This is a genomic window from Sphingomonas sp. 22176 (assembly GCF_052045505.1).
Taxonomy (GTDB): Bacteria; Pseudomonadota; Alphaproteobacteria; order Sphingomonadales; family Sphingomonadaceae; genus Sphingomonas.
In genome coordinates, this window is the sequence record NZ_JBQEPL010000001.1 from 437,397 (window position 1) to 449,005 (window position 11,609).

The 11,609-nt window shown below is 67.1% G+C and carries 15 protein-coding genes; 1 reads left to right on the top strand and 14 read right to left on the bottom strand.

The genetic code is table 11. The features are described from left to right. Position 1: 1 nt before the first annotated feature. The 5 genes from rsfS to ACTJKY_RS02035 are packed head-to-tail and all read right to left on the bottom strand — an operon-like array spanning position 2 to position 2,874. Positions 2-355 carry a ribosome silencing factor gene (gene rsfS, locus ACTJKY_RS02015; RefSeq protein ID WP_093296138.1) on the bottom strand — a complete coding sequence of 118 codons (354 nt, stop codon included), beginning with the start codon at positions 353-355 and terminating at the stop codon, positions 2-4. Positions 356-381: 26 nt separating this feature from the next. Next, positions 382-1,041, bottom strand: coding sequence for a nicotinate-nucleotide adenylyltransferase (locus ACTJKY_RS02020; protein ID WP_121072598.1), 660 nt, complete (start codon positions 1,039-1,041; stop codon positions 382-384). Beyond that, positions 1,038-1,322, bottom strand: coding sequence for a type II toxin-antitoxin system RelE/ParE family toxin (locus ACTJKY_RS02025; RefSeq protein ID WP_440843837.1), 285 nt, complete (start codon positions 1,320-1,322; stop codon positions 1,038-1,040). Before ACTJKY_RS02025 ends, ACTJKY_RS02020 begins: the two co-directional genes overlap by 4 nt. After that, positions 1,323-1,574 carry a CopG family ribbon-helix-helix protein gene (locus tag ACTJKY_RS02030; protein WP_440843839.1) on the bottom strand — a complete coding sequence of 84 codons (252 nt, stop codon included), beginning with the start codon at positions 1,572-1,574 and terminating at the stop codon, positions 1,323-1,325. 31 nt (positions 1,575-1,605) lie between these two features. Further along, complete coding sequence (locus ACTJKY_RS02035) at positions 1,606-2,874, bottom strand: glutamate-5-semialdehyde dehydrogenase (protein ID WP_440843841.1); 1,269 nt, start codon at positions 2,872-2,874, stop codon at positions 1,606-1,608. A gap of 48 nt (positions 2,875-2,922) precedes the next feature. On the opposite strand from ACTJKY_RS02035, the gene ACTJKY_RS02040 reads away from it, so the two are divergent. Further along, a complete protein-coding gene (locus ACTJKY_RS02040; protein ID WP_440843842.1) occupies positions 2,923-4,008 on the top strand; it encodes a DUF3667 domain-containing protein in 1,086 nt (361 codons plus the stop codon). A 9-nt stretch (positions 4,009-4,017) separates the two neighbouring features. Here the strand turns inward: ACTJKY_RS02040 and cyoD are convergent, their stop codons facing one another. Genes cyoD through pdxH form a run of 9 tightly spaced genes read right to left on the bottom strand, consistent with a single transcriptional unit; the run spans position 4,018 to position 11,546 of the window. Further along, a complete protein-coding gene (cyoD, locus tag ACTJKY_RS02045; RefSeq protein ID WP_141987886.1) occupies positions 4,018-4,407 on the bottom strand; it encodes a cytochrome o ubiquinol oxidase subunit IV in 390 nt (129 codons plus the stop codon). Then, positions 4,404-5,051 (bottom strand): cytochrome o ubiquinol oxidase subunit III, encoded by a 648-nt coding sequence (gene cyoC, locus ACTJKY_RS02050; protein WP_440843844.1) that lies wholly within the window; start codon positions 5,049-5,051, stop codon positions 4,404-4,406. The genes cyoD and cyoC overlap by 4 nt, the downstream gene beginning before the upstream one ends. Further along, positions 5,048-7,057: a cytochrome o ubiquinol oxidase subunit I gene (cyoB, locus tag ACTJKY_RS02055; RefSeq protein ID WP_440843846.1), complete on the bottom strand. Its 2,010-nt coding sequence runs from the start codon at positions 7,055-7,057 to the stop codon at positions 5,048-5,050. Before cyoB ends, cyoC begins: the two co-directional genes overlap by 4 nt. Before the next feature lie 2 nt (positions 7,058-7,059). Continuing rightward, entirely contained in the window at positions 7,060-7,950 is an 891-nt protein-coding gene (gene cyoA / locus ACTJKY_RS02060) for a ubiquinol oxidase subunit II (RefSeq protein ID WP_440843848.1), read from the bottom strand. Continuing rightward, a complete protein-coding gene (locus ACTJKY_RS02065) occupies positions 7,943-8,554 on the bottom strand; it encodes a cysteine hydrolase family protein (RefSeq protein WP_440843850.1) in 612 nt (203 codons plus the stop codon). The genes cyoA and ACTJKY_RS02065 overlap by 8 nt, the downstream gene beginning before the upstream one ends. 23 nt (positions 8,555-8,577) lie before the next feature. Next, positions 8,578-8,757, bottom strand: coding sequence for a hypothetical protein (locus ACTJKY_RS02070; protein WP_141987882.1), 180 nt, complete (start codon positions 8,755-8,757; stop codon positions 8,578-8,580). A gap of 56 nt (positions 8,758-8,813) precedes the next feature. Next, positions 8,814-9,983 carry an MFS transporter gene (locus ACTJKY_RS02075; protein WP_440843852.1) on the bottom strand — a complete coding sequence of 390 codons (1,170 nt, stop codon included), beginning with the start codon at positions 9,981-9,983 and terminating at the stop codon, positions 8,814-8,816. Between the two features lie 55 nt (positions 9,984-10,038). Further along, positions 10,039-10,971: a cation diffusion facilitator family transporter gene (locus ACTJKY_RS02080; RefSeq protein ID WP_440843854.1), complete on the bottom strand. Its 933-nt coding sequence runs from the start codon at positions 10,969-10,971 to the stop codon at positions 10,039-10,041. After that, positions 10,968-11,546 (bottom strand): pyridoxamine 5'-phosphate oxidase, encoded by a 579-nt coding sequence (pdxH, locus tag ACTJKY_RS02085; RefSeq protein WP_440843856.1) that lies wholly within the window; start codon positions 11,544-11,546, stop codon positions 10,968-10,970. Before pdxH ends, ACTJKY_RS02080 begins: the two co-directional genes overlap by 4 nt. Positions 11,547-11,609 lie beyond the last annotated feature (63 nt).

An 11,609-nucleotide genomic window follows, 5' to 3' on the forward strand; every position in this document is an offset into this window, starting at 1 on the left:
ATCAGGCCTGGCCCTCGAACGACCACATCCGCTCGAGATTGTAGAAGCTGCGCACTTCCGGGCGGAACAGGTGGACGATCACGTCGCCCGCGTCGATCAGCACCCAGTCGGCGGCCGGCAGGCCTTCGACGCGGGGCGTGCGGCCCTGCTCGGCCTTGATCTTGTCGGCCAGCTTCATCGCCATCGAGGCGACCTGCCGGGTCGAGCGACCCGATGCGATCACCATGTAATCGGCGATGCTGCTCTTGCCGGCGAGCGGGATCGAAACGGTCTCCACCGCCTGATCGTCCTCCAGCGAGGTGAGCACGAGCCTATGCAGCGCTTCGACGCTGTCGGCGTCGTTCGAACGCTGCATATTGGGGGAAGTGGCCAAGGTTGCTCCTAGTCTAGCGACTGTCTGTGCAAAGTGAGTGGAGACGGCGCCGGCCCTTCCTTTTCCATATCCGGAGAGGTGCCGAGGAATCGCCGGTGCCAGGCAGGATCGGCAGCCCGAAGGCGTGTTGCCGACGTCGGATCGGGGCGGAAGCGCAACAGCACAAGTGCCGGCAATCTCCATCGCGTCCAGTGTTTCGCCTGGCCTGCGGGCCGCACAGCGCGCCGCAGCCAACCCATTGCAGGACTTGCATGGGCGCCCCTGTCATACCCCGGACGCGCGATAACCGCAATCGGAACCTGACGGGCGATGTGCCGCCACCGTTCCCAGCGATGGAACTGCGCCAGATTGTCCGCGCCCATCAGCCAGATGAAGCGGTGATTCGGATAGAGCCGGGGCAGCTTGGTGAGGGTATCGGCGGTATAGCGGGTCTTCATCCGCTTCTCGATCGCGGTGGGGCGGATCGGCGCATGCCGCGCCATCGCCCGCGCCGAGGCCATGCGTGCCTGGAACGGCGCCATGCCGGCCTTGTCCTTCAGCGGATTGCCGGGCGACACCATCCACCACACTTCGTCCAGATCGAGCGCGCGCAGGGCGTGCAGCGACAACCGCCGGTGCCCGCGATGCGCCGGATTGAACGAGCCCCCGAGAAGTCCGATGCGCTTCATTGCCGTCCCGCAAGATCGCGCGCGCCATGCAGGACGCGGAGCACGCGGATGTGATCGGGTGCAACCCGATAAAAGAGCAGATAGGGGGTTTTAGGCACCTGCCATTTGCGACGCCCGCGGATCGTGAGCGGCCCCGCCTCGGGCAGCTGCGCAAGAAATGCCCCCGCCGCGACGATGCGTTCGACCAGTTCGACGCCCAGTGCCGGGTCGCTGGATTGATGATGGCGCACGATCGCCTCGAGATCCGCAAGGGCGAGGTTCGCCCATCGAGGGTCCGCCACTCAGGCCGCCGGACCGCGCCGCAACTCGGCGACCCAATCCTCCATTTGCGCCTGCGTCCGGAATTCGCCGCGATCGATCTGCCGTTCGGCTTCGTCGAGTGAATCGAGCAACTGCGTCTCTGCGGCGACGAACGCCTCGATGGCCTGCGAGACCACCCAGGATCGCGAACGGTCCATCCGCTCTGCCAGACGATCCAGCTGATCCGAAATCGCTTCCGGAACACGACCCGTGATAACGGCGGTCTTGCTCATGCAAACAATGTATACAAGCGATACAACGCCTTCAAGGCCGCGCCTGACCGGTGCCGAGCACCAGCCACTTGTACGTTGTGAGCCCTTCCAGCGCCACCGGCCCGCGGGCGTGGAGGCGACCGGTGGAGATGCCGATCTCGGCACCCAGCCCGAACTCGCCGCCATCGGCGAACTGGGTCGAGGCATTCCACATCACGATCGCGCTGTCGACGCCGTTCAGGAAGCGCGCGGCAGTGTCGGCGTCTTCGGTGATGATCGCGTCGGTGTGGTGCGAGCTGTGCGCGGCGATGTGCGCCAACGCGCCCTCGATGCCGTCGACCAGCTTCACCGAGAGGATCGCCTCGAGATATTCGGTATCCCAGTCTTCGTCGGTCGCCGGCTGCACGCGTGGATCGAGCGCCTGCACCTGGGCATCGCCGCGCAGCTCGCAGCCAGCTTCGGCCAGCGCCGCGAGGATTGGCTTCGGGTCGGCGAAGCCGCGGTCGATCAGCAGCGTCTCGGTCGCCCCGCAGATGCCGGTGCGACGCATCTTGGCGTTGACCGCGAGCGCCTGCGCCATCGCCGGATCGGCGGCGCGATCGACATAGCTGTGGTTGATCCCGTCGAGATGCGCGAGCACCGGCACCCGCGCCTCCGCCTGTACCCGCGCGACCAGGCTCTTGCCGCCGCGCGGCACGACCATGTCGATCAACCCCTCGGCAGTGAGCATCGCACCCACCGCGGCGCGATCGGTCACCGGCACCAGCTGGATGGCGTCGGCGGGCAGGCCTGCCTCGGTGAGCCCCTGCACCAGCGCGGCATGGATCGCGCGGTTGCTGCGGATCGCTTCCGACCCGCCGCGCAGGATCGCGGCGTTGCCCGACATCAGGCACAGCGCGCCGGCGTCGGCGGTGACGTTCGGGCGACTCTCGTAGATGATGCCGATCACCCCGATGGGCACGCGTATGCGCTTGAGCACCAGGCCATTGGGTCGCGTCCGCTCGTCGAGCACGCTGCCGGCGGGATCTTCCAGGCCCGCAACCGCCTCGATGCCGGCGGCCATGCCCTCGATCCGCTTGGCGTCGAGCAGCAGCCGATCTAGCATCGCGTCGGACAGGCCACTCGCCTTGCCGGCGGCCATGTCCTCGGCATTGGCGGCGAGGATCGCGTCCTGCGACGCGCGGATCGCCGCGGCGGCCGAGCGCAACGCCTGCGCCTTGGCCGGGCTTGGCAGCGCCGCCAGCACCGTGGCGGCGACGCGGGCGCGGCGGCCCATGTCGGCGATCAGCATCTGGGTGTCGGGCGTGTCACTATCGGCCATGTTGCAGATGCTAGCATGGGCGTCGCGAAGCTGATAGCCTCAGGGCCCATGGGGGAATTCGACGCAGCCGGCGAACTGGTGATGGGGGGCATGCTCGGCCGTGCGGTGGAGCCGCATGCCGGGGAAAGCCATGGGCATGGGCATCACGGCACGATCTGCCTGAATTGCGGGACCGCGCTGATCGGCCCGCATTGCCATGAATGCGGCCAGTCGGGGCACGTCCACCGCTCGCTGGGCGCGATCGGGCACGAGCTGCTCCACGGCGTCGCGCATTTCGAAGGCAAGATGTGGCGCACGCTGCCGCTGCTCGCCTGGCGGCCGGGCGACCTGACTCGCCGCTACATCGCCGGCGAGCGGGCGCGCTTCGTCTCGCCGATGGCGATGTTCCTGTTCTCGATCTTCACCATGTTCGCCATCTTCCAGATCCTCGGCATCTCGACGCCGACCGATCTCGATACCAACAGCGTCAAGCCTGCCGTGGTGCTCCAGCAATCGATCACCAAGGAGGAAGCAGGCCGCGACCGCAAGGCCGCCAAGCTCGCCAAGCTGGATGCGAGCGATACCGATCGTGCCGAGCTGCAGCAGGATATTGCGGCGGCGAACCAGAAGATTGGACGGTACAAGGCCTCGATCGCGCAGCTGGGCGAGAATACCTCGATCGGGATTGAGGCAGACGCGGACGATTTCAGCGGACATACCGGCTGGCACACGCTCGATCACGGCATCGAGAAGTGGAAGAAGAACCCCGCGCTGATGCTCTACAAGCTGCAGTCGAGCATCTACAAATTCTCGTGGCTGCTGATTCCGCTGTCGCTGCCCTTCGTGTGGCTGCTGTTCTTCTGGAAGCGGCAGTACAAGCTCTACGATCACGCGGTGTTCGTCACCTATTCGATCGCGGCGATGTCGCTGCTGTTCATCGTCATCACGCTGCTGAGCGCAGTGCATGTGCCGACCAACGTCCTCGGCACCCTGGCCTTCTTTGTACCGCCGGTGCACATGTGCCGGCAGCTCAAGCAGGCCTATCAGATCCGCTGGTGGTCGGCGATCCTGCGCACCGGCGTGCTGCTGTGGTTCATCACCATCATCGCCTCGCTGTTCCTGCTGATCCTCGCGCTGCTCGGCATCATGGGGTGATCCGGCAGATCACGGAAACCCGTGCATCTGCCGCCCCATCGGCATCATGTTGTGGTCGAGGTGCCCCAGAATCCACACCGATCCGCCGATCAGAAGCAGCACGACCAGCGTGCCGAAGGCGAGCGCCAGCACATTGTTGGTGTTGTCCGGCCCGGTGGTCACGTGGAGGAAGAAGACGAGGTGGATGCCCATCTGCGCGATGGCGAGCACCACCAGCGCCATCGGAATGGCCGGGCGCCAGACCAAAGGCAGATTGACCATCGCGAACGCCGCCGCCGTCAGCAGCGCGGCGAGGCCCAGCCCGACCACATAGCCGCTGGTGCCGCCGGCGAATTCCTCGCCCTCGGCGGCTTCGTCGCCGGGGGCAGTATCGCCGCTGTCGGTTTCGCGCTCGCTCATGGCGCCACTCCCATCAAGTAAACCATCGTGAAGATGCCGACCCAGACAATGTCGAGCGCGTGCCAGAACAGGTTGAAGCACATCAGCCGGCGCTGGATCTGCGGCCGGAAGCCCTTCACCCAGAACTGCGCCATCATCGTGCCCAGCCAGAGCAGCCCCACCGCGATGTGCAGCCCGTGCAAGCCCACCAGCCCGTAAAAGGCGGAAAGGAAGGCGCTACGCTGCGGCCCCGCGCCCTTGCCGATCATCTCGGCGAACTCGCTTAGCTCCAGCCCGAGGAACACCGCGCCGAGCAGCCCGGTGGCGAGCAGCCAGAGCTGCGCGGGGAGCAGCTTCCGCTTCTCCGCCGCGACGCCTGCCAGCCCGCAGGTGAAGCTGGAGAGGAGCAGCGCCGCCGTCTCCATCGCCACGCGCCCCTGGCCGAACAGTTCGTGTGGGGAAGGCCCCCCGGCGGTCTGCTTGGCGAGTACCGCATAGGCGGCGAAGAAGCCCGAGAAGAGGATGATGTCGCTGAGCAGGTAGATCCAGAAGCCATAGCCGACGGTGGTGCGCTTGCTCGCCGGGCCGCCCTCGCCGCGGCCGGTGTTGCTGCCGCCCCCGCCGCCGCGGCCGATGCGATAGGGATCCTGTGCCTTGGCGCTCATGCCGGCTGCTCCGGATTTTCCTGCAGCCACTTATGGCGCGCAGCGCGACGGGCGCGATCGATCCGCGCGACCTCCTCGGCCGGGATCTCCTTCTCCTCCTGGTCGCGCCAGGCGAAGACCACGAAGGTGGCATAGGCGCCGACAAAGCCGAGCGCCGCCAGCCACCAGATCATCCAGATCATCGCGAAGCCGATCAGCGTGGCGAAGAAGGCGGTGACGATGCCGGTCGCGCTGTTGCGCGGCATCTCGATCGCCTCATACTTGGGCTCGTCGGCAAGGCCCTGGCTTTCGATCGCCTGGCGCTTGATCGTCCAATAGGGCTCCTCGCCGTGTACCTTGGGCAGCACCGCGAAGTTGAACGCGGGCGGCGGCGAGGTCGTCGCCCATTCGAGCGAGCGACCGTCCCAGGGATCGCCGGTCTCGTCGCGCAACTGATCGCGATTGCGGATGCTCACGACGATCTGGAGTATCTGCGAGGCGACGCCCAGGATCATCACCCCAATCCCCGCCACCGAGACGTAGAGCCACGGCGCCCATTCGGTGAAGTCGATATGCTGCAGCCGCCGGGTCATCCCCTCCAGACCCAGCACATAGAGCGCGCCGAACACGATCAGGAAGCCGGCCAGCGTGAACCAGAAGGCCATCTTCCCCCAGAACTCATCGAGCCGGAAGCCGAAGGCCTTGGGGAACCAATAGGTGATGCCGGCGAACGCGCCGAAGATCACCCCCGAGTTGATGACGTTGTGGAAGTGCGCGACCAGGAACATCGAATTGTGCAGCATGAAGTCGGCGGGCGGCACCGCGAGCAGCACCCCGGTCATCCCGCCGATAACGAAGGTCATCATGAAGGCGAGCGACCACAGCATCGGCGTGGGGAAGCGCAGGCGGCCGCCATACATGGTGAACAGCCAATTGTAGATCTTCACGCCGGTGCCGACCGCGATGATGCTGGTGGCGATGCCGAAGGCGGCGTTGACGTCCGCCCCCGCCCCCATGGTGAAGAAATGGTGCAGCCACACCGTGAAGGACACGACGACGATGAACAAGGTCGCCGCGACCATCGAGCGATAGCCGAACAGCGGCTTGGACGAGAAGGTGGAGAAGATCTCGGAGAAGATGCCGAACGCCGGCAGGATGAGGATGTACACCTCCGGATGCCCCCAGGCCCAGATGAGGTTGACGAACATCATCATGTTGCCGCCGGCTTCGTTGGTGAAGAAGTGGAAGCCAAGGTAGCGGTCCAGCGTCAGCATCGCGAGCGTAGCGGTGAGGATCGGGAAGGCCGCGACGATCAGCATGTTGGCGCCCAGCGCCGTCCAGCAGAACATCGGCATGCGCAGATAGCCCATGCCCGGCGCGCGCAGCTTGAGGATCGTCGTCACCAGGTTGATGCCGGACATCAGCGTGCCGATCCCCGAGATCTGGATCGCCCAGACGTAATAATCGACGCCGACGCCGGGCGAGTAGGCCGTCTCGCTCAAGGGCGCATAGGGCAGCCAGCCGGTGCGCGCGAACTCGCCGATCACCAGGCTCATATTGACGAGCAGCGCGCCCGAGGCGGTGAGCCAGAAGCTCGTCGAGTTGAGCGTGGGGAAGGCGACGTCGCGCACCCCGAGCTGGAGGGGCACGACGAAGTTCATCAGCCCGATCACCACCGGCATCGCGCCGAAGAAGATCATGATCGTGCCATGCGCGGAGAAGATCTGGTCGTAATGCTCGGGCGGCAGATAACCCTGGGCATGCCCGATCGCGCTCGCCTGCTGGGTGCGCATCATGATCGCGTCGACGAACCCGCGCAGCAGCATGACGAGCCCGAGCAGCACGTACATCACCCCGATCCGCTTGTGATCGACCGAGGTGATCCATTCCTTCCACAGATAGGGCCAATGCCCCTTCACCGTGATCCAGCCGAGCACCGCGAGGAGCGCCAGCGCCACGCCGCCCGCGGCGATCAGCGGGATCGGCTGGCTGAACGGTATCGCGGACCAGGTGAGCTTACCGAGCATCGTTACTCCGCCGTTCCGGGGGAAACTTGTGGTTGGCCGTCGCGGCCCTCTTCGGGGCCGGGGGCGGGCGGGAGGTGTTGCGCGACGATCATGTCGAACAGGCCCGGTTGCACCGCGCCCCAGTGCTTGGCGGGCTCATGCTGACTCTGGCGGGCGAGCACGCGATAGGCCCGCCCGTCGAGCAAGCCGCCCGCCGCCTTTACGCCGGCCACCCAGCGGGTGAACTCCGCCACCGGCACCGCCTGCAGCCGGAAATTCATGTCCGAAAAGCCGTCGCCGCTAAAGTGCGCGGACTGGCCGTAATAGCTGCCGGGCTGGTCGGCTTGCAGGTGCAGCGTCGTCGCCATGCCGTTCATCGTGTAGATCTGGCTGCCCAGCCGCGGCACGAAGAAGCTGTTCATCACGCTCGCCGAGGTGAGGCGAAAGCGGATCGGCACACCTGCGGGCACCGCCGCGCCGTTCAGCGTCGCGATGCCCTGCGCGGGATAGACGAACAGCCATTTCCAATCGAGCGACACCACCTGCACCTCGAGCGGCGGCGTCTTCTCCGCGAGCGGCTTGGCGGGATCGAGCGCGTGGCTGCCGATCCAGATCAGCCCGCTGAGGAACAGGATGGTCAGCAGCGGGATGGACCAGACGATCAGCTCGATCCGACCTGAATAGACGAATTCCGGCCGATACTTGGCCTTGCCGTTGCCGGCGCGGAACCACCAGGCGAAGACCAGCGTGGCGATCATCGTGGGGATGATGATCGCCAGCATGATCGCCAGCGAATCGAGCAGGATCGTGCGGTTGTTCGCGCCGATCGGCCCGCCCGGGCGCAGGATGCTCGCGCCGCTGCAGCCACCGAGCAGCAGCAAGAGCGGGAGAAGACGCGCGCCGCGCTCAGGCATGTTCGGCCTCGGCGAGCCATTCGTGCGGCGATCGCTGGCTGATGGCAGCGATATCGGCACCCATGCTCTGCGCGATGATCTCCAGCGCCCAGCGACCGCGATCGTCGTCCTGCGTCGCCACCGCGTCTTCGGGCACCCACAGCGCATAGTCGCGCATGTGCGCGTCGCCGGCGGTGAACAGCACGCAGATATCGGTGGCGACCCCGGTCAGCACCAGCCGCCGCACGCCCAGCTTGGGCAGCAGCACCGGCAGGTTGGTCGCGTAGAAGCCGGAGAATTGGGGCTTGAGCACGAAATAATCGCAGTCGCGCGGCTTGAGCTTGGCCAGGCCGTCGGGCGCGCCGTCGAACGCCTGTTCGATCAGCCGCGACTTCTCCGAATGCCATTCGCCGAAATTGTCGTTGACGTAGACCGTCGGCAGGTCGGCGGCGTCGAACGCATCCCGCAGCTGGAGGATCGGCCCCGCGATCGCCTCGGCGCGCGCGCGCAGCTCCTCGCCGCCCTCGAAGTCGAAGGTGTTGATCATGTCGATGATCAACAGCGCGGCGGTGGCGCCGCCCTGATCGCGCGCAGGTGCAGTGGCCCCCGTTTCCGGTTCTTCCACGGTCTTGCCCCTTTGCGGTTGCGTCAGGGCTGGCCGCGATCGAGCGTGTCGCTGGGATGGGCGGCATCGCCCTCCCGCTGATGCTCGGTCGAGATATTGGGCCGTGGCTGCGTGCTGGTGCCGCCCTTGTCGCCCTTCTCGCCGGGTTCGGTCGAGAGGTTGGGGCGGGGCTGGGTGCGGGTCTGGTCGTCGGGATCGGGCATCGCGCTTCTCCTGATGCCCGGGCTAACGACACGCAGCGGCGGCTGTTCCCCCGGTCTCAGCCTTTCCGGCGATTCATAACCTGGAGCAGTGCGGCAATCAGCGACAGGCAACCGCCGAGCAGCGCCACGCCCGTCCACCCGCCCATGCCCCAGGCGAGCGTCGCGGTGGCGGAGCCGGCGGAGGCACCGAGGAACATCGAGCCCATCAGCACGGTGTTGAGCCGCGCCCGCGCCTCGGGCCGCAACGCGAAGATGATGTGCTGGTTGGAAACGAGCGCGCTCTGCACCGCAAAGTCGAGCACGACGACGCCGATCACCAGCGCGGCGATGCTCACCCACAGCCCGAACAGCAGCCAGCTCGCCACCGCCAGCAGCGCGCCGATCAGCACCACCAGGTGCGGCCCGCGCTTGTCGGCGATCCGGCCCGCCAGCGGCGCACCGAGGATGCCCGCCGCGCCGACCACGCCGAACAACCCCGCCACGTCCGCACCGAGCCGGAAGCGCGGCGTCTCCAGATAGAGCGCGAGGATGGTCCAGAACGCCGTGAAGCCGGCGAAGAGCAGCGCCTGGGTGATCGCCGCCAGCCGCAGCGCCGGGAATTCGCGCCACAGACCGCCCAGCGAGCCGAGCAGCGCGCCATAGCCGAGCGTCGCCTCGGGCTCGCTGCGCGGCAGCCGCCACGCCATGACGCCCGCGGTGCCGAGCGCCAGTGGCACGCCCAGCCAGAACATCTCGCGCCAGCCCAGATGCGTGCCGACGAAGCCCGACAGCGTCCGGCTGAGCAGGATGCCGCAGAGCAGCCCGGCCATCACCGTACCCACCGTTTGCCCACGCCGCGCCGGATCGGCGAGATGCGCCGCGAGGGGCACGATCTGCTGCGCCACGCTCGCCGCCGCCCCCACCAGCAGCGACGCGCCGATCAGCATCCAGGCGTTGGGCGCCAGCGCCGCGCCGACCAGCGCCGCCGCCAGCACCAGGAACTGGAGTATGATCAGCCGCTTGCGCTCGTGCAGGTCGCCTAGCGGCACGAGCAGGAACAGGCCTGCGGCATAGCCCAGCTGCGTCGCAGTCGGCACCAGCCCCGCCGGTTGGCCGGGCAGGTCGCGCTCGATGATCCCCAGCGTCGGCTGGTTGTAATAGATATTGGCGACCGCGATGCCCGCCGCCGCCGCCATGGCGAAGGTCAGGCCGCGGCCGAGCCGCGCGGGGGGTTGGGGGGCATGCAAAGGGGCGACTCCTCGGGCGTTGGGTCGCACAGATAGGAAGCCCCCGGCCCGGTTGTTACTGGCCGATGGTTTGTGCGCCGCTTTCGTCGAGCAGATTGGTCTCGGCCATCGCGTTGTCGGGTTCGTCGACATGGCCGTCCGGATCGACGTGGATCAGGATCTCGGTATCCGGGAACGCCTCGCCCAGCGCGCCTTCCAGCCGCTCGACCACGTCATGCGCCTCGGCGATGGTCATGCAGGCGCGCATGGCGACGTGGAACTGCACGAAATCGCGATTGCCGCTGGTGCGGGTGCGCAGGTCGTGCAGGCTCTTGAGCTCCGGGTGCTCAGCCGCGATCTCGACGAAGCGGCGGCGCTTCTCCTCGGGCCATTCGCGGTCCATCAGCTGGTCGATCGCCGCGACCGAGGCGCGCCACGCGCCCCACAGCAGCCAGAAGGCGATGGCGATGCCGAACACGGGGTCGGCGCCGGTGAGGCCGAGATAGCTCTCGCAGACCAGCGCGCCGATCACCGCGGCGTTGAGGTACAGGTCCGAGCTGTAATGGATGCTGTCGGTGGTGATCGCGATCGAGCCGGTCTGGCGGATCACCGATCGCTGATATTGGGTCAGTGCCAGCGTCACGACGATGGCGATCAAGGAGACGGCGATCCCCGCCTCGGGATCGGCGCTCAGCTGGTTCTGCACCAGCCGCTGCACCGCGCGCAGCAGGATTGCGAAACCTGAAATGGCGATGATCACCACCTGGAACAAAGCCGCCAGCGCCTCGGCCTTGCCATGGCCGAAGCGGTGTTCGTCGTCCGCCGGCTGCGACGCCCAGTGCACCCCGCCCAGCGTCACCAGCGAGGCGACGAGGTCGAGCCCCGAATCGGCTAGGCTGGCGAGCACGGCGACGGATCCCGTCTTCACCGCCGCATAGGATTTGAGCGCGCCGAGGAAGAGCGCGCTGCACACGCTGGCGATCGCCGCGCGGCGGGCGAGGTTGCTCACGGGTAGAGCATGCCTTCTTGCCAGCCCTCGCCGGCGCGGGTGAAGACGCGGCGCTCGTGCAGGCGATGCTCGCGGTCGAGCCAGAACTCGATCCGCTCGGGCGTCACGCGATAGCCGCCCCAATGCGGCGGGCGCGGCACCGGCTGGCCGTCGAAGCGCGCCTGCACCTCGGCGAAGCGCGCCTCGAAGGTGGCGCGGCTGTCGAGCGGGCGCGATTGGTCCGAGGCCCAGGCGCCGAGCTGCGAATCGCGGCTGCGGCTGGCGAAATAGGCGTCAGACTCGGCATCACTGACAAAGCCGATCGGCCCTTCGATGCGGATCTGGCGGCGCAGCGACTTCCAGTGGAAGAGCAGCGCCACATGCGGGTTGGCGGCGAGGTCGCCGGCCTTGCGGCTCTCGCGATTGGTGTAGAAGACGAAGCCGCGTTCGTCATAGCCCTTCAGCAGCACCATCCGCACCGACGGATGCCCCTGCGCATCCGCAGTCGCCAGCGCCACCGCGTTGGAATCGTTGATCTCGGTGGTACGCGCCTCGGTGTACCAGTCGTGGAAAAGCGCGAAGGGATCGGTGCTCATGGGGTTTGCCTCTACAGCCTAAACGCCGCCGTTGCGATGGGCGGAACAGACTGAACTTTGGGG

Coding starts and splice junctions, on each gene's coding strand:
- rsfS (WP_093296138.1), bottom strand. CDS start 355: ATGCAGCGTTCGAACGACGCCGACAGCGTCGAAGCGCTGCATAGGCTC.
- ACTJKY_RS02020 (WP_121072598.1), bottom strand. CDS start 1,041: ATGAAGCGCATCGGACTTCTCGGGGGCTCGTTCAATCCGGCGCATCGC.
- ACTJKY_RS02030 (WP_440843839.1), bottom strand. CDS start 1,574: ATGAGCAAGACCGCCGTTATCACGGGTCGTGTTCCGGAAGCGATTTCG.
- ACTJKY_RS02035 (WP_440843841.1), bottom strand. CDS start 2,874: ATGGCCGATAGTGACACGCCCGACACCCAGATGCTGATCGCCGACATG.
- ACTJKY_RS02040 (WP_440843842.1), top strand. CDS start 2,923: ATGGGGGAATTCGACGCAGCCGGCGAACTGGTGATGGGGGGCATGCTC.
- cyoD (WP_141987886.1), bottom strand. CDS start 4,407: ATGAGCGAGCGCGAAACCGACAGCGGCGATACTGCCCCCGGCGACGAA.
- cyoC (WP_440843844.1), bottom strand. CDS start 5,051: ATGAGCGCCAAGGCACAGGATCCCTATCGCATCGGCCGCGGCGGCGGG.
- cyoB (WP_440843846.1), bottom strand. CDS start 7,057: ATGCTCGGTAAGCTCACCTGGTCCGCGATACCGTTCAGCCAGCCGATC.
- cyoA (WP_440843848.1), bottom strand. CDS start 7,950: ATGCCTGAGCGCGGCGCGCGTCTTCTCCCGCTCTTGCTGCTGCTCGGT.
- ACTJKY_RS02070 (WP_141987882.1), bottom strand. CDS start 8,757: ATGCCCGATCCCGACGACCAGACCCGCACCCAGCCCCGCCCCAACCTC.
- pdxH (WP_440843856.1), bottom strand. CDS start 11,546: ATGAGCACCGATCCCTTCGCGCTTTTCCACGACTGGTACACCGAGGCG.